The 20313-nt window shown below is 68.1% G+C and carries 18 protein-coding genes and 1 tRNA gene; 7 read left to right on the top strand and 12 right to left on the bottom strand.

Going from position 1 to position 20313, the window contains the following annotated elements:
* Positions 1-40: 40 nt before the first annotated feature.
* The 9 genes from PCA_RS00780 to PCA_RS00740 all read right to left on the bottom strand — a co-directional run bounded on the left by PCA_RS00780 (position 41) and on the right by PCA_RS00740 (position 10573).
* Positions 41-745, bottom strand: a complete 705-nt coding sequence (locus PCA_RS00780) for a GGDEF domain-containing protein (protein WP_181300198.1) — start codon at positions 743-745, stop codon at positions 41-43.
* Positions 745-1149: a DUF1987 domain-containing protein gene (locus PCA_RS00775; RefSeq protein ID WP_219918420.1), complete on the bottom strand. Its 405-nt coding sequence runs from the start codon at positions 1147-1149 to the stop codon at positions 745-747. The genes PCA_RS00780 and PCA_RS00775 overlap by 1 nt, the downstream gene beginning before the upstream one ends.
* A 1-nt stretch (position 1150) precedes the next feature.
* Positions 1151-1705, bottom strand: a complete 555-nt coding sequence (locus tag PCA_RS00770; protein WP_181300197.1) for a SiaB family protein kinase — start codon at positions 1703-1705, stop codon at positions 1151-1153.
* A gap of 8 nt (positions 1706-1713) precedes the next feature.
* Entirely contained in the window at positions 1714-2982 is a 1269-nt protein-coding gene (locus tag PCA_RS00765) for a SpoIIE family protein phosphatase (protein ID WP_219918419.1), read from the bottom strand.
* 217 nt (positions 2983-3199) lie between these two features.
* Positions 3200-3919 (bottom strand): pseudouridine synthase, encoded by a 720-nt coding sequence (locus PCA_RS00760; RefSeq protein WP_181300196.1) that lies wholly within the window; start codon positions 3917-3919, stop codon positions 3200-3202.
* Positions 3916-4983: a methyltransferase gene (locus PCA_RS00755; RefSeq protein WP_181300195.1), complete on the bottom strand. Its 1068-nt coding sequence runs from the start codon at positions 4981-4983 to the stop codon at positions 3916-3918. Before PCA_RS00755 ends, PCA_RS00760 begins: the two co-directional genes overlap by 4 nt.
* Complete coding sequence (locus PCA_RS00750) at positions 4980-5768, bottom strand: virulence factor (protein ID WP_255436573.1); 789 nt, start codon at positions 5766-5768, stop codon at positions 4980-4982. Before PCA_RS00750 ends, PCA_RS00755 begins: the two co-directional genes overlap by 4 nt.
* A 26-nt stretch (positions 5769-5794) precedes the next feature.
* Positions 5795-8401 (bottom strand): bifunctional lysylphosphatidylglycerol flippase/synthetase MprF, encoded by a 2607-nt coding sequence (mprF, locus tag PCA_RS00745; protein ID WP_343204383.1) that lies wholly within the window; start codon positions 8399-8401, stop codon positions 5795-5797.
* 162 nt (positions 8402-8563) lie between these two features.
* On the bottom strand, positions 8564-10573 hold the full coding sequence (locus PCA_RS00740) for an oligopeptide transporter, OPT family (protein ID WP_181300220.1): 2010 nt from the start codon (positions 10571-10573) through the stop codon (positions 8564-8566).
* 173 nt (positions 10574-10746) lie between these two features.
* Here PCA_RS00740 and PCA_RS00735 point away from each other — a divergent pair, with 173 nt between their 5' ends.
* Positions 10747-11490: a glutathione S-transferase family protein gene (locus PCA_RS00735; protein WP_181300192.1), complete on the top strand. Its 744-nt coding sequence runs from the start codon at positions 10747-10749 to the stop codon at positions 11488-11490.
* A gap of 61 nt (positions 11491-11551) precedes the next feature.
* Entirely contained in the window at positions 11552-12019 is a 468-nt protein-coding gene (locus PCA_RS00730; RefSeq protein WP_181300191.1) for an FKBP-type peptidyl-prolyl cis-trans isomerase, read from the top strand.
* 180 nt (positions 12020-12199) lie between these two features.
* Here PCA_RS00730 and PCA_RS00725 read toward each other — a convergent pair whose 3' ends face one another.
* Both PCA_RS00725 and PCA_RS17455 read right to left on the bottom strand, forming a co-directional pair.
* A complete protein-coding gene (locus tag PCA_RS00725) occupies positions 12200-13180 on the bottom strand; it encodes an LLM class flavin-dependent oxidoreductase (protein WP_181300190.1) in 981 nt (326 codons plus the stop codon).
* 63 nt (positions 13181-13243) lie between these two features.
* Entirely contained in the window at positions 13244-13429 is a 186-nt protein-coding gene (locus PCA_RS17455; protein WP_343204382.1) for an oxidoreductase-like domain-containing protein, read from the bottom strand.
* 106 nt (positions 13430-13535) lie between these two features.
* Here PCA_RS17455 and PCA_RS00715 point away from each other — a divergent pair, with 106 nt between their 5' ends.
* From PCA_RS00715 to PCA_RS00695, 5 genes are all read left to right on the top strand, one after another.
* Complete coding sequence (locus PCA_RS00715) at positions 13536-14654, top strand: glycoside hydrolase family 18 protein (protein ID WP_181300188.1); 1119 nt, start codon at positions 13536-13538, stop codon at positions 14652-14654.
* 106 nt (positions 14655-14760) lie between these two features.
* Positions 14761-16197, top strand: coding sequence for a hypothetical protein (locus tag PCA_RS00710; RefSeq protein ID WP_181300187.1), 1437 nt, complete (start codon positions 14761-14763; stop codon positions 16195-16197).
* A gap of 55 nt (positions 16198-16252) precedes the next feature.
* Complete coding sequence (locus tag PCA_RS00705) at positions 16253-18562, top strand: transferrin receptor-like dimerization domain-containing protein (RefSeq protein WP_181300186.1); 2310 nt, start codon at positions 16253-16255, stop codon at positions 18560-18562.
* A 388-nt stretch (positions 18563-18950) separates the two neighbouring features.
* Positions 18951-19493, top strand: a complete 543-nt coding sequence (locus PCA_RS00700) for a hypothetical protein (RefSeq protein WP_181300185.1) — start codon at positions 18951-18953, stop codon at positions 19491-19493.
* Between the two features lie 76 nt (positions 19494-19569).
* Entirely contained in the window at positions 19570-20070 is a 501-nt protein-coding gene (locus tag PCA_RS00695; RefSeq protein WP_181300184.1) for a DUF6794 domain-containing protein, read from the top strand.
* A gap of 108 nt (positions 20071-20178) precedes the next feature.
* Here PCA_RS00695 and PCA_RS00690 read toward each other — a convergent pair.
* Positions 20179-20255 (bottom strand) — tRNA-Arg (locus PCA_RS00690).
* Positions 20256-20313: the final 58 nt, after the last annotated feature.

Below are 20313 nucleotides of genomic sequence, written 5' to 3'. Positions count from 1 at the left end.
CCAGTCCGCGCAAGCCTGCGGATCGAATGCCACGCCGGCCTCAAGACGCCACGGAATTCCTGCCGCGGCGTTTTGCTTCGTACAGTGCGGCATCGGCCCTGCCGTAAGCCTCGGTGAACATGCCGCCGCACGGGGTGAAGCTGACCCCGAAGCTTGCCGTCACGATGCGGCCGGCTGGTATGTCGAACGGCGACGAGGCGACTTGCGCGCGCATGCGCTCTGCCAGCGCGACGGCTGCTTCCAGCTCCATGCCCGGCAGCACGACGGTGAATTCCTCGCCGCCGACGCGGCCGATTTCCACGGGTTCGGGAGCGACCGCGCGGAGCCGCGCGACGAGTTCCACGATCACCGCATCGCCGGCCGGATGGCCGTGCTCGTCGTTGATGCGTTTGAAATTGTCGATGTCGAGCACGATCAGCGCGAGCGCACCGTCGCGCAGGTGCGCCTCGGCAAGTTCGATGACTGCACGCCGGTTGTAGGCGCCGGTCAGGGAGTCGTGTTTCGCCTTGTAGTCGAGCTCGGCGGCGAGCTGGGTCAGTCTGGCGTTGAGGATGTTGAGTTCGCGTTCCTGGCGGTCGCTGTGCATGATGACGCGCCGCGCCTCGCGCACCTGCCGGCGAAACTGGGTGATGAGCGTGCCCAGCGCGTCGCGATAGCTCCGGGCATCGAGCGAATCCAGCGCATGCGTGTCCGCGGCGGCACGCAATGCGGATTCCTCGGCCTCAAAGAGATCGTGCTCGGCCATCAACTGGCAGTTGGCAGGTCACGGAATTCAAGCGCGGTGAAGTCGTCGCGCAACTCGCTGCCGAAATCCCCGATGGTGTCGTCTTCCGGGTCGTGGTGCCAGTTCAGCACGACATGCACGCCGCGCGTGGCGGCATTGTTGAGTGCCTCGAAGAAAGCAAAGAGCATTTTCGTACTGGAACTGTTGAAGTAGATCAGCGCGACATCGACCGTGATCCTGGTGCCTTCGCTGCAACCCGCCAGGTAGTCGTGCAGTTGCTTGATGATACCGCCATAGAACGCGGCGGCGTTCTCCGGGTACGACTCGCCTTTCAGCGCAAGTTCGTGCGCATCGAAGCGAAAGTCGACTTCCGGCGAATCCGCCGTAGCCGCCAGGTACAGGTTTTCCATGGTTGCGTTGTTCATGTCAGACGGTCACTTTCAGATAGAACATCATGTCATCGTGGTTGTCGAGGGGAGCGAATTCGAATTCGAGCGGCTTGCTGGCATCGCGCGCGACGGTGAGGAATCCGAGCCCGGAACCCTTGCTGCCCTCCGGTTGTTCGGAACGCAGCGTGTCCTGGTAGGCGCGCTTGATCTCTTCCAGCGTCATCGACTTGAGCGGTTCGAGCTTCTCGCGCAACGGCCCCATGTCGTTCGCGGAGACGCGATTGGAGCACATCAGGTAGAAGCGTTCGTCGGTATGGCCGATGCAGACCGAGCCCTGGCGGACCTCGGCATCGTCCTGCGTCGCCGGGGTGAGCGCCTCGGACGAGTAGTGGATGATGTTCTGCGCCATCTCCACAAAGCACGAGAACAGCTTGCGCTTGACCGCAGCGGTGGTGTCCGCCTGCTTCATGCTCAACTTGATCGTTTCGGCCATGGCCGAAACGATGGTCTGCGAGAAGTAGCCGTAGTAGTAGAATACGATCTTGCGCTCTTTGACGAAGTCCGAAAATACGCGGTACTCGGAATGGTTCATGAGGGCTCTCAGGGCACGCGCAGGCAGATGAGGGAGACGTCGTCGCGGCGCCGGTGCTGCCCCTGGTACTCGGCATGCGCCTGCATGATCGCGGCGACCTGTGCAGGCGCCGGCATGTCGCGGCAATCGAGCAGCCATTGGCGCAGGCGACGCTTGCCGAAGCCGATGTTCCGGGAGCCGCCGATCTGGTCGGTCAGGCCGTCGGTGGTCGCGTACAGCAGGTCGTCCTGCTGCAGGGTCAACGTGCGGTTTTTCCAGCGGTGGTCGATCGGCGTGCCGACGTAGCCGACGCCGACACGATCCGTTTCGTGCGTGATGACCGTCGCCGCTCCGTCCGGAAGCACATGCAGCGGCATGCGCGCACCGGCATAGGTCACCACGCGGTCCCGGCGATTGAGCCACATGAACAAGGCATCCAGGCCATCGTCGGATTGCTCGCCGACAACCCGCGAGCCGATCTGCCCGAGCGATTGCTTGATCTTGCGGTTGAGCGTGCCGAGCAACTGCGCGGGGTCGGCGGGGCCATCGCGTTCCAGCGCCTGGGCCAGCCACGACGACGAGATCAGCGTCATGAAGGCGCCGGGCACGCCATGTCCGGTGCAGTCCGCCATCGCGATGAAGACGCCATGGTCGAATTTGGCGCACTGGAAAAAATCGCCTCCGACCGTGTCGCGCGGCTGCCACACGATCGCCGAATCCGGCAGCTCCGCCTTCAGGATCTCCTGCGAAGTCTGCAGCATCGCGCGCTGGATGACGCTCGCGTAGTCGATGCTCTGCATGATCTGGCGATTCCTCGCCTCCTGCTGGTCGGCGACCTTGCGCATCAGGTCGAGGCCGAAACCTATGCCGAGGAACTCGTTGCCGCGCACCACCAGAAAACCGTCGGCGAGGGCGTCCGTGTGGCTGTCGGCCACCAGTTTCGCCGTGCGCTCGATCGACGTTTCCGCCTCGATGATCAGCGGTTGCCCGTCCATGAAGGCGACGCAGCTCTTGTGCTCGTGCAGCTCCTGGCGGAATGGCTTGGCCATCTCGGACTGGAACGTGCGCCGCTTGATCAGGCCGCACGCGCGCGTGCCGTCGATCACCGGCAGGCTGATCAGCTCCCGATGCCGGTCGAACAGGTCGCGTACGGTCGCATTCGTGTCCGTGGGCGCGACCGTGGGCCCCGGCCGGCAGAGGCTTGCGGCGCACTGTATCTCGGCCGGTCCATACCCCCGCATTCCCGGCGTGATTTGCACTGACGTTGCCATCCCATCCCCCTTGGTGGAAGGTAGCATCAAAAGGTTAAATGACGAACTGATGACATATCTTCAAGACAATCAATCCGATGGCGACTGCTGTCGCCATCCGCAAGTTTGTAGATGTCAAAAGGCCGCCGCAGCGCCTCATGCCCGGCAACCGGCCGTTTCCGGTCGCCCCCCTTTCCGCTCCGCCCCTTCATTCCAGACAAAGGCCCGGCTTGCCCGAGTTACCCGGCTTTTTCGTTTCCGCCCGCTACGTCAGCGCTTCAGGCATCGCAGTGAAGATCCGCTCGACGTCTTCGGTGCCCAGCGCGCGCCACGCGCCCGGCGCCAGTTCGCCCAGCGTGAGTGCGCCTATCGCCACGCGCTGCAGGGTTTCCACCCGGTTGCCGGTGGCGGCGAACATGCGGCGCACCTGGTGGTAGCGGCCTTCGTGCAGGACCAGTCGCGCATGGCGCGGGCCCAGCACGTCCAGCGCGGCGGGAGCGAGCGGCGTGGTTTCCGATTCCAGCAGCAGCGTGCCGCTGGCGAACAGCGCGGCTTCGTCGCCGCGCAGGTCTTCGGCCAGGGTGGCCTCGTAGACCTTGGCCACGTTGGCCCTGGGCGAGATGATCCGGTGCAGCAGCGCGCCGTCGTCGGTGAACAGCAGCAGGCCCGCGGTGTCGCGATCCAGCCGGCCCACGGTGGACAGCGCGGGTTCGCGCACGCGGTAGCGCGGCGGCAGCAGATCGTAGACCACGCGCCCCGCGTCCTTGCGCGAACAGGTGACGCCCAGCGGCTTGTGCATCATCAGCACCAGGCCGGGCGGCGGATCGAGCGGCTCGCCGTCGACGAGGATGCGCGCGTGCTCCAGCTTGTCGTCGGCGTACAGCACCTCGCCGTCGACGTCGGTGATCCTGCCCTCGCGGAACATCCAGGCCACGTCCTTGCGGCTGCCGTAGCCCAGGTTCGCGATCAGCTTGACCAGTTTCATGCACGCACCCCGCGGGCCTCGATCACCTTGAAGCCGTCCTGCAGCGCGAGCTGCCGCACGTCGGCGAAGCGCGCGGCGAGCAGGGCCTCGTAAGGCAGGTGGCGGTTCGCCACGATCAGCAGGCGGCCGGAGGGCGACAACGCATCGGCGGCGCTGGCGATGAAGGCGCGGCCCAGCTCCGGCAAGTCGGCACGGCCCAGGTGGAACGGTGGATTGCTGACGATGGCGTCGTGGCGCTGCGGCAGGCCGCGGGTGACGTCGTGCCAATGCACGTTCACCGGGATAGCGCGCCCCGCGGCTTGCAGTGCGTTCGCAACGTTGCGGCGCGCCGGCTCCAGCGCGCGTGCCTCCGCTTCGTACAGATCCAGCGCCGTGATGGCCGGGCAACGCGCGATCAATTGTGTGGCGAGGTAGCCGTAGCCGGCGCCGAGGTCGGCGACGCGGCCGCCGAGGTCGGCGGGAAAGTGTTCCGCCAGCAAGGCGGAGGCGCGGTCCACGCGGTCCCAGGCGAACAGGCCGGGACGGCTCCACCAGCCGTCGGCGGTTTCGCACGGAGCGTCCAGCGCGCGCCACTCGTCCTGGAGGGCGCGGTCGATGGTCTCCGGCGCGGGCGTGGTCCAGAACACGCGGCAGTGGTGCTTGGACAGGTTGCCCACCGCACCGGCCAGCCGCGCAAGGTCCGCCTCGCCGGACTTCGCGCCCTCGGCCTTGGCCATGCTCGCCACCAGCGTGCCGCCGGGCGCGAGATGGTCCAGCGCGCGGGCGAACAGTGCGCGCGCCTCGTCGCGCTGGCGTGGCGGCAGCAGCAGCACCAGCGGGAAGGTTTCGCCGTCGGCCGGCTCGCCCACGCGCAGGCCGCAACGCGCCAGTTCGTCGGCGAACGGCAGGAAGCTCTGCTCGCACAACCAGCCGGGTTGCGCGACTTCGCGCAGGCGCACGCCGGAGCGGGCGCGCAGGAACAGCGCGCGGCCATCCGGCGGCAACTGCAGCAGGCCGGCGTCGAACGGCACGAACAACGCGGACAGCGCCGCCTCCGGCGCGTCGGCGGCGAAGCCTGCACTCATGGCTGCGCGGGCGTCGCCACGGTGGCAGCGGCCGCGGGCAATTCGCCCACCATCTGCGCTGCCAGCGGCTGGTAGCCGCCCTCGAAATGGTGATCGCCGTTCTTCGCGTTCACCTTCACCCAGGCCGGCAGGCCGGGATCGGTGCACAAGCTGTCGTCGGCGCCGTCCTTGCCGTAGTAGCAGACCACCGGAAACTGCTGCTTGAGCGCCTGCACCGGCGGCAGCGCATCGTAGTGCGGCACCTTGTTGAACTTCTCCAGCATGGTCTTCACGAACGCCTTGAAGCGCCCCTGCGCGACCATGTAGCCCTCGAACTGGATCTCGAAGCTGGTGTCGCGGCTGGGCGAGAGCAGCACCAGCTGGGCGATGCGCGCGCGGTTCGCGGGGCTGAGCTTGTCGATCAGGCTGGGCAGCACGTCGGCGCCGAACGAGAAGCCCACCAGCCACACGCGCCGCTTGTGCCACTGGTCCAGGTACTTGGTCATCAGCGCGTCCAGCTCCGCGGCCGCGTCGTCGGGCGAGCGGCTGCGCCAGAAATACTTGAACGCGTTGACGCCCACCACCGGGATGCCGCGCGCCACGAACGCGCTGCCGAGCTGCTTGTCGAGATCGGCCCAGCCGCCGTCGCCGGAATACAGGATGGTGAGCACGTCGTCCTTGCCGGGCGGCGGCGCCACGCCGGCCACCGGCGCGAGCACGATGGCGGACTGCTCCAGGCCGGGTTTGGAAAACGGCGTCCACACCAACGCCAGCCCGAGCACGCACACGCCGATACCAGCCCACATGATCCGCTTTCCTCGTTTCGACATGCTCATCGGCGCACCACCCCGGTGAGGCCGCCGGAAATCAGGCTGGCCACGTTGGCGAGAATCATCGGCAGCGCAATGCCGCCCGGCACGGCCATGTAGCGCGGCTCCCACTCGGGGTCGAACTTGTCCTTGTAGCGCTGCAGGCCGCGGAAATTGTAGAAGCGCTCGCCGCGGCCGAACACCAGCGCGCCGAAGCGGTTCCACAGCGGCGCCTGGCGCCGGCTGGTGAGGCCCGCAAGAGGCGCCATGCCAAGGTTGAACCAGCGGTAGCCCTCCGCCTTCGCCCACTGCATCAGCTCGACGAACAGGTAATCCATGATGCCGGAAGGGCCGTCGGGCACGAAGCGCATCAGGTCCAGCGAGGCCTCTTCCCGCGTCTCGGTGAGGAACAGGTTGGCGAACGCCACGATGCGCTCGCCCTGCCACACCAGCGCCATCGGCGTGCGCACCAGGTAGCGCGGGTCGAACGCGCCCAGCGAAAAGCGCTTCTCGCGCGCGTGCTTGTCGCCCAGCCACGCGTCCGAGATCTCCTTGAGCCGGGGCAGCAGCGGCGCCACCTCGTTGGCCGGCACGATCTCCAGCCGCAGGCCGTCGCGACCCAGCTTGTTGACGGTACCGCGCAGCGTCTTCCTGGACTTGCCGTCGAGGTTGAAATCCGCCAGCCGCACGCGCGCTTCCTCGCCGATCTTCAGCAGGCTCATGCCCACTTCCAGATACATGTCCAGGTCCGCCGGGCTGACCTGGTAGAACACCGGCCAGCCGCCCGCCCGCTCGCACTGCTCGCGGAAACTCCACACCAGCTCGCGCCGCGCGTCCTCGTCCTCGCCCACCGGATCGCCCATGCTCACCCAGCTGCGGCCCTCGGTGTCGTACATCAGGAAGGCCTTGCCGTCGGCGTCGAACAGCAGGTGCTTGTCGCCCATCAGCGCGAGGTGCGCCTGCGCGGAATGGAAGCCGCGGATCAGCGGCAGCGCGCGCTGCAGTTCCGCCTCGCTGGGCGGCGTGCGGCGCAGGCGCTGCGGCTTGATCAGGCTGGCCAGCGCGAACAGCAGCCCCGCCACCGCCGCGCCCACCAGCGCACGCAACGCGCGTGGCGCGCCGCCCTCGTGGAAGCTGAACTCCCACCACAGGCTGCTGCTGTACTCGACATGCTTGTAGCTGAACATCACCAGCCAGGTGGCGCAGCCGAACACGGCCACGATCGCCACGATCCAGCCCACCGAGAAGCTGGCGTTGAACAGCGATGCGCGCCGGTAGAACAGCTTGTGCGCCGGACCCAGCGCCAGCGCGAGCAAGGCCAGCAGGGTGGCTTCCTCGTAGTCGATGCCCTTCAGCAGCGAGAACACCGCGCCGGCCACCAGCAGCACCAGGGTCAGCCAGTAGGCCGCGTCCAGCCGCCGCTGCAGGCCGCGGGCGAGGATCAGCAGCAGCATGCCGATCACGCTGGCGAGCAGGTGCGAGACTTCCAGCACCGACAGCGGCAACACGCTGCGCAGTATCGCCATGCGGTCCGGCAGCGCACGGGTGGCGCCGGAAAACAGCAGCACCGCGCCGGACACCAGGGTCAGGCCGGCGAAGAACGAAGGCAGCAGCCCGGTGAACCACGGCGACCACAACGACTGCCGGCGCAGCCCGCGCGCCTCGCGCTGCAGCACCAGCACCGTGGCCGCGCACAGCGGCAACAGGTAATACACGATGCGGAACGCCGCCAGCGAACCCAGGATGGGCGCCGCCAGCGCCTGGTTGCCGGTGGCGCCGAAGCCGGCCAGCATCACCGCCTCGAACACCCCCAGGCCGCCCGGCACGTGGCTGATCAGGCCGGCGATCTGCGCGATCACGAAGATCGCGAGGAAATGCCCGAAGCCGGTGTCGAGGCGGTCCGGCATCAGCACGTACATCACCGCCGCCGCCAGCCACCAGTCCAGCGCGCCCACCAGCACCTGGCGCAGCGCCGGCAGCGGGCGCGGCAGCAGCACGCGCCAGCGCCACAGCCGGATCGGCTTGCGGATGAAGCCGCCCAGCACCCACGCCAGCGGAATCGCCGTCAGCGCGATGGCCAGCGTGAGCCGCCAGTCGCTCATCGGCAGCCCGGCCGGCAGCGGCACCACCAGCAGGGTCACGCCGGTCAGCGCCAGCAGGCCCAGCCAGAAGCTCAGCGTGCAATACAGCACCAGCTTCGCGATCTCGGTGGTGGTGAGGCCGTTCTGCAGGTAGAAGCGGTAGCGGATCGAGCCGGACACCAGCAGCGACATGCCCACCGCGTTGCTGAAGGCATAGCTGATGAAGGAGATCAGGGTGACCCGCCGCCACGGCAGCGACTTGCCGATCGCTTCGAGGCCGAAGCGGTCGTAGAACGACATCACGCCGAAACCCAGCGTGGTCAGCGCGATCGCCATCAGCAGGCGCGTGCGCGACACGCTTTCCACGTACTGGCGGATCTCGTGGTAGGTGACGTCGCGCGCCAGCAGGTGCAGCGCCCACAGCGCCAGGCACAGCATGCCCACCGACAGCAGCGGCCCGGCAATCCGGCGCAACAGCACCACCCGCTGGCTGGGCGGGTCCAGGGCCTCTTCCGTGCGCGGCACCTGTTCGACTTTTTCCTGCTCCACGCGACGCTCGTTTTCCCTGGAAAAGATCCGGCAGACGGCCGGTTGGCGGTCCGGCGGCATAGCCGCACCGGACCGGTGCGCCGGGCGGATGCGGCAAGGCGACACCCGGCAGACGGCTAGTTTAGGGCACGCCTTGTTGCAGGCGATGAACAGCCGCCGCGCTCAGGACGCGACCGTGCCCTGCCCCGTGCGCGCGATCCAGCGGTACATCACCACCACGCTGGCGACGAACACCAGGCCGCCGATCCAGATCGCCGTGCCGTGGAAGTCCTCGCCCACCAGCGCCAGCGGCGCCTTGGGGTTGGAGAAGCCCAGCTTGTCGGCGAACGCCACCAGCGCCGCCACGAACACGCCCAGCAGGCTCTCGCCCACGATCAGGCCGGAAGCCAGCAGCACGCCCAACTGCTTGGTGGCCTCGGCCCTGGGGCCGCGATCCGCGCGCCGGTCGAACCACGCGCCGACCAGCGCACCCACCACCACCATCAGCGTGGTCGAGGTGGGCAGGTAGATGCCCAGGCCCACCGCCAGCGGCGGCAGGCGCATCGATTTCGTGGTCTTGCCCAGCACCTCGTCCACCACGATCAGCGCGACGCCGATCGCGGCGCCGATCGCGATCAGGCTCCAGTCGATGTTGCCGGTGATCACGCCCTGCGCCAGCGCCGAGATCAGCCCGGCCTGCGGCGCCGGCAGCGCGCGCGCCGGGTCCACGCCCGGGGTGCCGAGGAAGCCGTAGGCCTCGTTCAGCAGGTTCAGCACCGGCGGGATCACCACCGCGCCCGCGATCACGCCGATCACCAGCGCCCACTGCTGCAGCGACGGCGTGGCGTCCACCAGCTGGCCGGTCTTGAGGTCCTGCAGGTTGTTGTTCGCGATCGAGGCCACCGAGAACACGATCGCGGTGACGAACAGCGCGAACGCGACCAGCGCCTTGCCCGCCTCCGCCGGCAGCATCGACTTCACGCCCAGCACCAGCAGCAGCGCAGCGATGATCACCACCAGGATGCCCACGCCCGACAGCGGGCTGTTCGACGAGCCGATCAGGCCCGCCATGTAGCCGCACACCGCCGACACCAGGAAGCTCAGGATCACCACGAAGATCAGGCCGCCGATCACCAGCAGCGCCACGTGGTCGCCCAGTCCGCTGACGTTGCTGAAGTGCGCCAGCAGCCAGCCCACCGGGATCAGGCACAGCAGCGTGATCAGGCCGACGATGCCGATCGGCATGTCGCGCTCGGTGCGCGGCAGGGTTTCCAGCTTGCCCGCCTTGCGCACCTTGGAGGCCGCCATCGCGCCGGCGAGGCCGCTGATCACCGGCTTCACCAGCTTGGCCAGCGTCCAGATCGCCGCCACGCCTATGGTGCCCGCGCCCACGAAGCGCACGTAATGGCTCCAGGTGGCCTGGGCGGCGGCGGCCGCCGTGCCGCTCTCCGGATGCATGATGAGGAAGTGCGGCACCGCCCAGCCCCAGCCGATCAGCGCGCCCAGCAGCATCGCCACGCCCACCCACAGGCCCACCAGGTGGCCCACCGCGAACAGCGCGAACGACAGGCCGAAATCGAAACCGGTGGCCGCGCCGCGGTCGCCCACCCGGAAATAGCTGGACACCGCCTCGGCGAACAGCCTGGTCTGCACCACCACGTAGAACACCGCCGAGACGATGGAGCCCACGATCACCGCCTTGAGGCCGGCGCCGCCGGATTCCACCGATTCGGCCGCCTCCTCGCCGCCGGCCGAACCGACCTTCAGCACCTCGGCGCAGGCCACGCCCTCCGGGTACGGCAGGTCGGAATCGGTCACCAGCGCGCGGCGCAGCGGGATCGTGTACATCACGCCCAGGATGCCGCCGGTGGCGCAGATGCCGAAGCTCATCCAGAACGGGAAGCCGTTCCACCAGCCGATGATGATGAGGCCGGGCAGCACGAAGATGATCGCCGACAGCGTGCCGGCGGCCGAGGCCACCGTCTGCACGATGTTGTTCTCCTGCATCGTGGAGTTCTTCATCGCGCGCAGGATCGCCATCGAGATCACCGCCGCCGGGATCGAGGTGGCGAAGGTGAGGCCGGCCTTGAGGCCGAAGAACACGTTCGCCGCGGTGAACACCACGGTGATCACGATGCCGATGATCACGCCGCGCAAAGTGAGTTCGGCGCGCGTGGTGGGCGCGCTGGACATGGGCTTGGAATTCACGCTGGTACTCCCCGGATGGACGCTGCAGCGCAAGATAGCGTGGTTTGGCCGTTCTGCCCATGTTGCGCTGCAGCCGGCGCCACGCCGCCGGGGCTGCTGACAGCAGGCTGTCAGCAGCCCCCCGCCACGCTGGCCGCCATTCCCCACTGGAGTGCGCCATGACCACGCCGCAAATCACCCTGTACGGTTGTGCCCCCGCGTTCGGCCTGCCCGATCCGAGTCCCTTCGTCACCAAGACCGAGGTGCAGTTGCAGATGGCGAACCTGCCGTACCGCAAGGTGTTCGCGATTCCGCCCGAGGCGCCCAAGGGCAAGCTGCCCTGGATCGAGGACGCGGGCGAGGTGGTGTGCGACTCCACCTTCATCCGCGCCCACTTCGAGCGCAAGTACGGCATCGACCTGGACGCCGGGCTCGACGCCCGCCAGCGCGCGGAGGCCTGGGCCGTGGAGCGGCTGGCCGAGGATCACCTGTATTGGGCGATGGTGTGGTTCCGCTGGGTCGACCCGGCGAATTTCGCCAAGGGTCCGGCGCATTTCGTCGACGCCGCCCCCGCGGCGATGCGCGAGCGGTTGCGCGCCGACATGCAGGCCGCGAAGCAGAATGAACTGCATGCCCAGGGCCTGGGCCGCCATTCCCCGGAACAGATCGCCGCGCTGGGCACGCGTTCGATCGACGCGTTGGCCGTGCTGCTCGGCGAGCGCATCCACCTGTTCGGCGACCGCCCGCACGCAGCCGATGCGATCGCGTTCAGCGTGCTGGCGGCCATCCTCACGCCGTTCTTCGACTCGCCGCTGCGCGCAGCCGCCGGGCGCCATGCGAACCTGGTCGCCTACGTGGCGCGCATGATGCAGGTCTACTACCCCGCGCACGCATGGCCGCAGCCGCAAGCCGCGGCCGCGTAGGCCATCGAGGCACGCGGCCCGATCTGCGATGATGCCGCCTCACCATCACGGATACCCGCCCATGCGCCGCTCGCTCGCCCTGCTCGCCTCTTCCGCCCTCGCGCTGGCCGCACTGACCGCCTGCAACAACAACAACGACGCGCCGCCGGCAGCCGCACCGGCCGCCAGCGGCCAGGTGGAGCAACTGGGCGTGGTCGACACGAAAACCGGCAGCGGCGCCGAGGCGAAGCCCGGCATGACCGTGCAGGTGCTCTACACCGGCTGGCTGTACGACGAGCACGCGCCGGACAAGCACGGCGCGAAGTTCGACAGCACCGACGATCACGGCGGCACGCCGTTCTCGTTCGCGCTGGGCCAGGGCCAGGTGATCAAGGGCTGGGACCAGGGCGTGGCCGGCATGCACGTGGGCGGCGAACGCACGCTGCTGATCCCCGCCGCGCTCGGCTACGGCGCGCGCGGCGCCGGCGGCGTGATCCCGCCCGGCGCCTCGCTGGTGTTCGACGTGAAGCTGGTGGGCGTGACCCCGTAAGCCTTTCCGGCTTCGGGAAGGCTTGATCAATCGACTACCTGCTCGTCATCCCAGCGAAAGCTGGGATCCAGTGCCTGTAGCCACGGAACCTAAAGGCTCTGGATTCCTGCTTTCGCAGGAATGACGAGCAAAATCAGACCATCCTTAGCCTTAGCTGCGCGAGCCTTAGCTGTGCGTGCCTCAGCTCAGCGCGGCAGCGACCAACTCGCAGGAGCGTCGCCGCGCCGCGTGGTCGAACACGTTGCTGGTGATCATCAGCTCGTCCGGCCGGTGGCGGGCGACGAAGGCGGCGATGCCTTCCTTCACCGTGGCGGCATCGCCAACCACGGCGCAGGCCAGCGCGCGTTCCACCATCATCTTTTCCGGCGGCGTCCAGAACGCCTCGATGTCGTCGATCGGCGGCGGGATCAGGCCGGGGCGGCCACGGCGCAGGTTCACGAAGCTCTGCTGCTGGGTGGTGAACAGCCGCCGCGCCTCGGCGTCGCTGGCGGCCGCCACCACGTTGAGGCCGAGCATGGCGTAGGGCTGCGCCAGCCGCGCCGATGGCCGGAAGTCGCGGCGGTACAGCGCCAGCGCCTCGTCCATCGCGTCGGGCGCGAAGTGCGAGGCGAACGCGTACGGCAGGCCCAGCCGCGCGGCCAACTGTGCGCCGAACAGGCTGGAACCGAGCAGCCACACCGGCACCTCGCTGCCCGCGCCGGGCACCGCGCGCACCACCTGGTCCGGAGTCGCCGGCTCGAAATACGCCAGCAGTTCCGCCACGTCCTGCGGAAACGCGTCCGCGCTGTCGTAGTAGCGGCGCAGCGCCCGCGCGGTGGCGTGGTCGGTGCCGGGCGCGCGCCCGAGGCCGAGGTCGATCCGCCCCGGATGCAGCGCGGCCAGCGTGCCGAACGCCTCGGCCACCTGCAGCGGCGTGTGGTTCGGCAGCATGATGCCGCCCGCGCCCACGCGGATGCGCGACGTGCCGCCGGCCACGTGGCCGATCAGCACCGCGGTCGCCGCGCTGGCGATGCCGGGCATGTTGTGGTGTTCGGCCAGCCAGTAGCGCGTATAGCCCAGCCGCTCGGCGAGCTGCGCCAGGTCCAGCGTGTTGCGGAACGCCTGGCTGGCGTCGCTGCCCTCGGTGATGGGCGCGAGGTCGAGGACGGAAAACGGAATCATGGCGGCATCCGGTGGCACGATCCGCCCGATCTGGGGGCGGCGTCCGCGATTGCCAACACCGCGTCAGGCCTCGGGATGCCGCGCCTTCCACGCTGCCAGCGCGCTGCGGTAATACGCCACTGCTTCGTCGTAGGTGTCGTAGATGCACGGCGCGCAGCCGTCGCCGCAGCATTCGGAGGGGTCCGGCGCGGGCGGCGGCTGCGGGCGCGGGTCGTCCGGTGGACCGGCGGGTGTGTCGGTGTCGCTCACGGTCAGGGATTCCGGTAGTGCATCAGGTCGCAGTGTATCGCCACGCACTGGCCGCGCTTTCGGCGCGCTGCGATCATCGTAGCGTCCCCAACCGCGGAGTTTCCCCATGCGCTCACGCCGCATACCTGCCCTGCTCGCGCTGCTGACTGCATGGGCGCTGCCGCTCTGCGCGCTCGCCGCGGCGCCGACGTCCGCCACTGGCGAACGCTATCGCGTGGTGGCCTACGACACCGCCCGGCACCCCATCCCCGCGCATGACGTGGACCGTATCGACACGCTGATCTTCGCGTTCGCCAAGGTGGTGGATGGCCGCGTGACGCTGGCGCCCGACGCGCGCGAGCGGCTGCAGCAGCGCGTCGCGCTGAAGGCCGCGCATCCCGGGCTGAAGGTGATGGTGTCGGTGGGCGGCTGGGGCGCGGGAGGCTTCTCCGAGGCCGCCGCCACCGCGGCCGGCCGGCAGCGCTTCGCCGACAGCGCCGCCGCGCTGCTCGCGGAAACGCGGGCCGACGGCCTCGACGTGGACTGGGAATATCCCGGCCACCACGAATCCGGCATCGCCTCCAGCCCGCAGGACCGGGCAAACTTCACCGCCCTGCTGCGCACGCTGCGCACCACGCTGGATCGCACGGGCGATGGCAAGCACGACCTGCTCACCATCGCCGCCGCCGACGGCCCGTTCGTGGACGGCATCGACCTCGCCGCGGTGGCGCCGTCGCTGGACTGGTTCAACCTGATGACCTACGACTTCTGCAACTCGATGACGCCCACCACCTGCAACCACACCGGCCTGCATGCCTCCGCGCTGGCGCCGGCGGATGCGCGCACGCTGGCGCGCGCGGTGCGGCAGTTCCTCGCCGCCGGCGTGCCGGCGCACAAGCTGGTGCCGGGCGTGGCGTTCTACGGCCGCGAATTCGCCGAGGTAACGACGGACCACGACGGCCTGTTCCAGCGCTACGGCCATTACCAGGGCGAACATCCCTGGCCCGCGCTCAAGGCCGGCTTCATCGACCGCAATGGCTACGTGCGCCACTGGGACGCGCAGGCCGAGGCGCCGTACCTGTGGAACGCCGCCACCCGCCGCTTCGTCAGCTACGACGATCCACGCTCCATCGCCGCCAAGGCCGCCTACGTCAAGGCGCAGCACCTGGGCGGCCTGATGTACTGGGAGCAGGACAACGATCCCGACGGCGAATTGCTGCGGGCGGTATGGCAAGGCCTGCGCTAGCGCAGGCTCATGACTTGTGACAGGGGCCCGCACGGCGCACGGGACAGCACGCCGCGAGGCTGGTAAAACGGCAGCCAACGAGGCGCCCCCACCCACGAGGCAGCCGATGAACGTACCGCTTCGCCTGCTCCCCCTGCTCGCCTGCGCGCTGCTGGCATGGGCGCCCTGCGCCTCGCGCGCCCAGACCGCGGCCGAATGGCAGGCGGCACAGCTCGCCGCGGCGAACAAGTCCGAAAAGATCATGACCGAGGCGAACACGCACAAGGGCCTGCTCGCGCAGTACCAGGTGATGCGCAACGCCTACAACGAGGACAGGTCGCCGGCGTTCCGCCTGATCTTCGGCCAGTACATCAGCTGGTACCAGACCTTCATCGGCGACTACCCCGACGCGGCGGCCAGCTTCTCGATCAAGCAGGTGCCGGAACACGACGACGCCCCCTCGCCGCTGGGCCTGCCCGACTACAACCCCCACCCGGCGCTGACGACGATCCCGGAGCTGGCCAGGTCCTACCCCATCGTGCTGCTGAACGAGGCGCACAACGTGCCGCTCACCCGCAGCCTCACCGTGCAGTTGCTGAGCCGGCTGCGCGAGCAGGGCTTCACCTATTTCGCCGCCGAGACGCTGTACCAGACCGACACCGGCCTGCAGGCGCGCGGCTATCCCGTGGACAAGAGCGGCTTCTACACCGCCGAGCCGGTGTGCGCGGAGATGGTGCGCACCGCGCTGAAGCTGGGCTTCAAGGTGGTCGCCTACGAGGCGCTGTCCAACGCCACCGGCGACGCGCGCGAGACCGAACAGGCGAAGAACCTCTACGAGGCCGTGTTCAAGCACGACCCCAAGGCGCGGCTGGTGGTCGACGCCGGCTACGCGCACATCGTGAAATCCGGCCGCTACCTCGACGGCTCATCGATGGCCGAGCACCTGTACAAGCTCACCGGCCTGCCGATGCTGTCGGTGGAGCAGACCATGCTGTATCCGCACGCGTTCGCCAGCGACGACCACCCCGTCTACACCGCGGTGATGCAGCAGCTGCATCCCGCCGCGCCCATCGTGTTCACCAACGCGGCCGGCAAGCCGTGGTCGCTGCGCCCGGGCTACGACGTCAGCGTGTTCTTTCCGCCGCGCCACCTGGTGCACGGCCGCCCCGACTGGCTGACCCTGGGCGGCCTGCGCAAGCCCTGGTTCGTCGACGGCGCGCGCTGCCAGCAGCACTACCCCTGCCTGGTCGAGGCGCGCTACGCCGACGAGGGCGACGACGCGATTCCTGCCGACCGCATGGTGCTGGACCTGGCCCCGCTGATGGCGGCGTCGATGGTGAAGGTGACGACCAGCGCCCAGGGCGCGCCCAGCACCGAACTCTACCTGCGCCCCGGCAAATACCGCCTGCGCTTCAGCTCCACAGGCGGCGACCAGGTCTACCGGCAGAACATCACCGTGCGGGCGGAGGGCGGCAACGACGAGCGGCGCGAAGCGTCGCCGGAACCGCGCCGGGGCCCGCAGCCCTGCCTGCCCGGCGTGCCGCTGCGCTATTGCCGCAGTTGACGCGCGCCCCCGCGCGGTCGCACCGTGCCTGCTGGCCGTGAAGGAGACTACCCGCATGATCCGTCCCGTCGTTCGCCCGGCCTGGGCACTCGGCTGCCTGCTCGCCACCTTCGCCGCCGCGGCCGCCGCCCCGGACGGCAACCCGGCCAGCCCCATGCGGGGCTTCACCGCCGAGGGCGCGGCGCGGCAGCAAAGCCTGGAGCAGCGCTTCGACGCGCTTCTCGATCCGGCCGACCAGCGCGCGTGGCTGCAGCAGATGTCCTCGCAGCCGAACCAGGTCGGCACGCCGCACGACAAGGCTAACGCCGAGTTCATGCTGGCGAAATTCCTCGAATGGGGCTGGGACGCGCACATCGAAACCTTCGACGTGCTCTACCCCACGCCGAAGAAGGTGGCGCTCGCACTGCTGGGGCCGAAGCCGTTCACCGCGAAGCTCAGCGAACCGGCCATGCCCGGCGACGCCACCTCGTCCATCCGCGAAGGCACGCTGCCGCCGTACAACGTCTACGGCGGCGACGGCGACGTCACCGCGCCGCTGGTTTACGTCAACTACGGCATGCCGGACGACTACGAGGCGCTGGCCCGGCGCGGCATCGACGTGCAGGGCAAGATCGTGATCGTGCGCTACGGCGGCGGCTGGCGCGGCCTCAAGCCCAAGCTCGCCCAGGAACACGGCGCAGTGGGCTGCCTGATCTATTCCGACCCGCACGACGACGGCTACTGGCGCGGCGACGCGTATCCCGACGGCGGCTGGCGACCGGCCGACGGCGTGCAGCGCGGTTCGGTGGCCGACATGCAGGTCTACCCCGGCGATCCCACCACGCCCGGCTACGGCTCGGTCCCCGGCGCGAAGCACCTGGCGCTGAAGGACGCGAAGACGCTGATGAAGATCCCGGTGCTGCCGATCTCGTACGCCGACGCCACGCCGCTGCTCGAATCGCTGCGCGGCCCGGTGGCGCCGGCCGAGTGGCGCGGCGCGCTGCCGTTCACCTACCACATCGGTCCCGGCACGGCGAAGGCGCATCTCGTCGTCGAGTCGAACTGGGATCGCAAGCCCGTCTACGACGTGATCGCCACGCTCAAGGGTTCCACCGAGCCGGACCAGTGGATCGTCCGCGGCAACCACCACGACGGCTGGATGTTCGGCGCCTGGGACCCGCTCGCCGGCAACGTGGCGCTGCTGGCCGAGGCCAAGGCCATCGGCGAACTGGTCAAGCAAGGCTGGCGGCCGCAGCGCACCCTGGTCTACGCCAGCTGGGACGGCGAGGAACCGGGCCTGCTCGGCTCCACCGAATGGGCCGAGACGCACGCGAAGGAGCTGCAGGCCAAGGCCGTGCTCTACGTCAACTCCGACACCAACGGCCGCGGCTTCCTCGACGCCGGCGGCAGCCACTCGCTGCAGCACCTGGTGAACCAGGTCGCCGCCGGCGTCGCCGATCCTGAAACCAAGGTCAGCGTGCAGCAGCGCCTGCGCGCCCGCATGCTGGTGGACGGCGCGGCCAAGGGCGCGAACCCGGAAGCGAAGGAAAACGCCAAACTGGCGGCCGCGGGCGGCGACCTGCCGATTGGCGCGCTGGGCTCGGGCTCCGACTACAGCGCCTTCCTCGAACATCTGGGCATCGCCTCGCTGGACCTCGGCTTCAGCGGCGAGGACGACGACGCCGGCGTCTACCACTCGCGCTACGACTCCTTCGATCACTACGCACGCTACGGCGATCCCACGTTCGAATACGGCGTGGCGCTGTCCAAGGTCGCCGGCCACATCGTGCTGCGCACCGCCGATGCCCGCGTGCTGCCGCTGCGCTTCGGCGACTTCAGCGATACGCTGGACCGCTACGTGAAGCAACTGCACGAACTCGTCGACGCCACCCGCAAGGCCACCGACGAACAGCATCGCCTGCTCGACCAGCACGCCTACGCGCTGACCGGCGACCCCACCCGTCCCGTCGCACCGCCGGAACGCGACTCCGACATGCCCGCGATCGACCTCGCCCCGCTGGACCGCGCCGCGAAGCAACTCAAGCAAAGCGCCGCAGCGTACGAGACCGCGTACCACGCCCGCGCCGCCGCCGGCCTCGACCTCGGCGACGCCCAACGCAATGAACTCAACGCGCTGATCGGCCGCATGGAGCAATCCCTCACCGCCCCCGACGGCCTGCCCGGTCGCACCTGGTTCAGGCACATGATCTACGCTCCCGGCATGCTCACCGGATACGGCGTGAAAACCGTGCCCGGCGTGCGCGAGGCGCTGGAAGCGCGGCGTTGGAATGAAGCGGATCGCTATGCCGTGGTGACGGCCAAGGTGCTGGATGGGTATCGCGCGCAGCTCGACGGGCTCACGGCGATGTTGAAACAGCCGCGCTGAGCGGAGTTGCGCAAGCATCCGGCTACGTCGAGCGCGTGCCCGATCCACGTGCATCGCATGCGTCGGCAGCCGGCGCATGCGGGCCGTGGCAGATCAGGGCTCAAGAAGAAAAAGCAGCTGCGGCGGTGCGAAGCCACCGCTTCGTATCACCCACGCTTGCCGACGCCAGCTGCGGGTGAGAGTATCCGCGCGGGGGCGCCACGTCCGGGAACAGCTGCCGAATGGGGCAGCAGACACGGACTGCGCGATCAGGGGATGGGGATCGCTTTTTTTTGGTAAAGCCTGTGCGGTCTGGTGCCTTCCCGGCAGGGAGGGGCCCGCGGGGTCGCGGCTCGTCCAAAAATCAAGCTCAGGTCGGGTTTCAGAAGCGTACAGGGGTCGATCAACCATGGAAAATCCATATCAGGCACCGGCCGCCCAGCTTGAACAAGTCACCGTTTCAGATGACATCGTGTTCTTTCCGGTGTCCACAACCAAGCTTGTCGTGCTGTCGATTTTCTCGTTTGGCCTTTACGAACTTTATTGGTTCTACAAGAACTGGGTCCTCGTAAAAGGGCGTGAGAAATCGAATATCTCGCCTTTTTGGCGCGCCTTCTTTGCTTTCTTCACATGCCACTCCCTGTTCACAAGGATCAGCGATGAGGCCAAAAGCGATGGCATTCCCGTACCGGCACCCGGACTGCTCGCGGCCGCCTGGATCATCCTCACCATCCTTTATCGCCTACCCGACCCCTACTCCCTCATTTCGATGCTTTCCTTCATTCCACTGATTCCGGCACAAAAAGCAATCAACTCCATCAACCGAAAGGCGGCACCGGACCACGACGGCAACCATAAATTCGGCGCGGCAAACATCGCCGTGGTGGTGATCGGAGGAATCATGCTGGCTCTGGTCATTGTCGGAACATTCCTCCCTGAAGGCCAGGCCTAGCCATTCGCCCGGATGAATGCCGATTCAATATGTCATCGGGGATGCCGAATGTCAGCACCGGCCGTCAAGGAAATCCTTGTTTGCCGCACAGCAAACTACCAAATTCGGGCGTTGTTCCATGATGCCAAGACACTCCAAACTCATCGCTCTGTTCTTGTGCATCCTTGCACCCATCATCGCCAGCGCCAGCGAGGTTCCAAACACCATGTTGCAAGCGTTTTCAGCACTCGACAAGCAACTCGGACCGCAAAAACGCGAAGCTTTCAAGAACACCCCGGAAGCCGAGGCCGTGGCAAACGCGGATATGAGTTTGGGTATTTACATGAGAAATGTGTGGTTCCGATCCGGCCATTCCAGGCTGGCCGACAAACTGCATGCCCTTGGCGCCCAGTCATTCGACGACGCATCTGCCGTCGTGCTCGCTTCTTACTGGCGCCATCTCAACGGTCGCCCGCTGGAAATCGAGAAGCAATGCGCCTGTTATGCAAAGTGGTGGCAAGAACAGGACCAACTGATTGCTGCAGCGAAAGCCAAGGGCAAAGACTCCTACCCCATCCCCAGCTTCAGTTGCCCATAAGCGCGGCAACTTGCTCATGGCGGACGAACCAGCCGTCTGACCCAAGCGCGTCGACAACCACGACATCGCCCAACGCCAAAGGCCGGCTCTCGCCGGCCTTCGCGCATCTGGTGACCCCGGCGCGATTCGAACGCGCGACCTTCCCCTTAGGAGGGGGATGCTCTATCCAGCTGAGCTACGGGGCCGAGGCGCGGATTCTGGCATGGATTGCCGCGGTGCGCGAACCGGCGCAGGGGGCGCCCC

Origin of the sequence: Rhodanobacter sp. PCA2, assembly GCF_013620825.1 — a bacterium.
GTDB lineage: Bacteria > Pseudomonadota > Gammaproteobacteria > Xanthomonadales > Rhodanobacteraceae > Rhodanobacter_A.
The sequence above is the reverse complement of the archived record's forward strand: the minus strand, read 5'-3'. Positions and strand labels throughout refer to the sequence as shown.

Bases quoted from the DNA above. Each gene is read 5' to 3' on its own strand.
- PCA_RS00755 (WP_181300195.1), bottom strand. From the start codon at position 4,983: ATGAGTGCAGGCTTCGCCGCCGACGCGCCGGAGGCGGCGCTGTCCGCG.
- PCA_RS00710 (WP_181300187.1), top strand. From the start codon at position 14,761: ATGAACGTACCGCTTCGCCTGCTCCCCCTGCTCGCCTGCGCGCTGCTG.
- PCA_RS00730 (WP_181300191.1), top strand. From the start codon at position 11,552: ATGCGCCGCTCGCTCGCCCTGCTCGCCTCTTCCGCCCTCGCGCTGGCC.
- PCA_RS00775 (WP_219918420.1), bottom strand. From the start codon at position 1,149: ATGAACAACGCAACCATGGAAAACCTGTACCTGGCGGCTACGGCGGAT.
- PCA_RS00750 (WP_255436573.1), bottom strand. From the start codon at position 5,768: ATGTGGGCTGGTATCGGCGTGTGCGTGCTCGGGCTGGCGTTGGTGTGG.
- PCA_RS00780 (WP_181300198.1), bottom strand. From the start codon at position 745: ATGGCCGAGCACGATCTCTTTGAGGCCGAGGAATCCGCATTGCGTGCC.
- PCA_RS00765 (WP_219918419.1), bottom strand. From the start codon at position 2,982: ATGCTACCTTCCACCAAGGGGGATGGGATGGCAACGTCAGTGCAAATC.
- PCA_RS00735 (WP_181300192.1), top strand. From the start codon at position 10,747: ATGACCACGCCGCAAATCACCCTGTACGGTTGTGCCCCCGCGTTCGGC.
- PCA_RS00725 (WP_181300190.1), bottom strand. From the start codon at position 13,180: ATGATTCCGTTTTCCGTCCTCGACCTCGCGCCCATCACCGAGGGCAGC.
- PCA_RS00705 (WP_181300186.1), top strand. From the start codon at position 16,253: ATGATCCGTCCCGTCGTTCGCCCGGCCTGGGCACTCGGCTGCCTGCTC.
- PCA_RS00770 (WP_181300197.1), bottom strand. From the start codon at position 1,705: ATGAACCATTCCGAGTACCGCGTATTTTCGGACTTCGTCAAAGAGCGC.
- PCA_RS00760 (WP_181300196.1), bottom strand. From the start codon at position 3,919: ATGAAACTGGTCAAGCTGATCGCGAACCTGGGCTACGGCAGCCGCAAG.
- PCA_RS00700 (WP_181300185.1), top strand. From the start codon at position 18,951: ATGGAAAATCCATATCAGGCACCGGCCGCCCAGCTTGAACAAGTCACC.
- PCA_RS00715 (WP_181300188.1), top strand. From the start codon at position 13,536: ATGCGCTCACGCCGCATACCTGCCCTGCTCGCGCTGCTGACTGCATGG.
- PCA_RS00740 (WP_181300220.1), bottom strand. From the start codon at position 10,573: ATGTCCAGCGCGCCCACCACGCGCGCCGAACTCACTTTGCGCGGCGTG.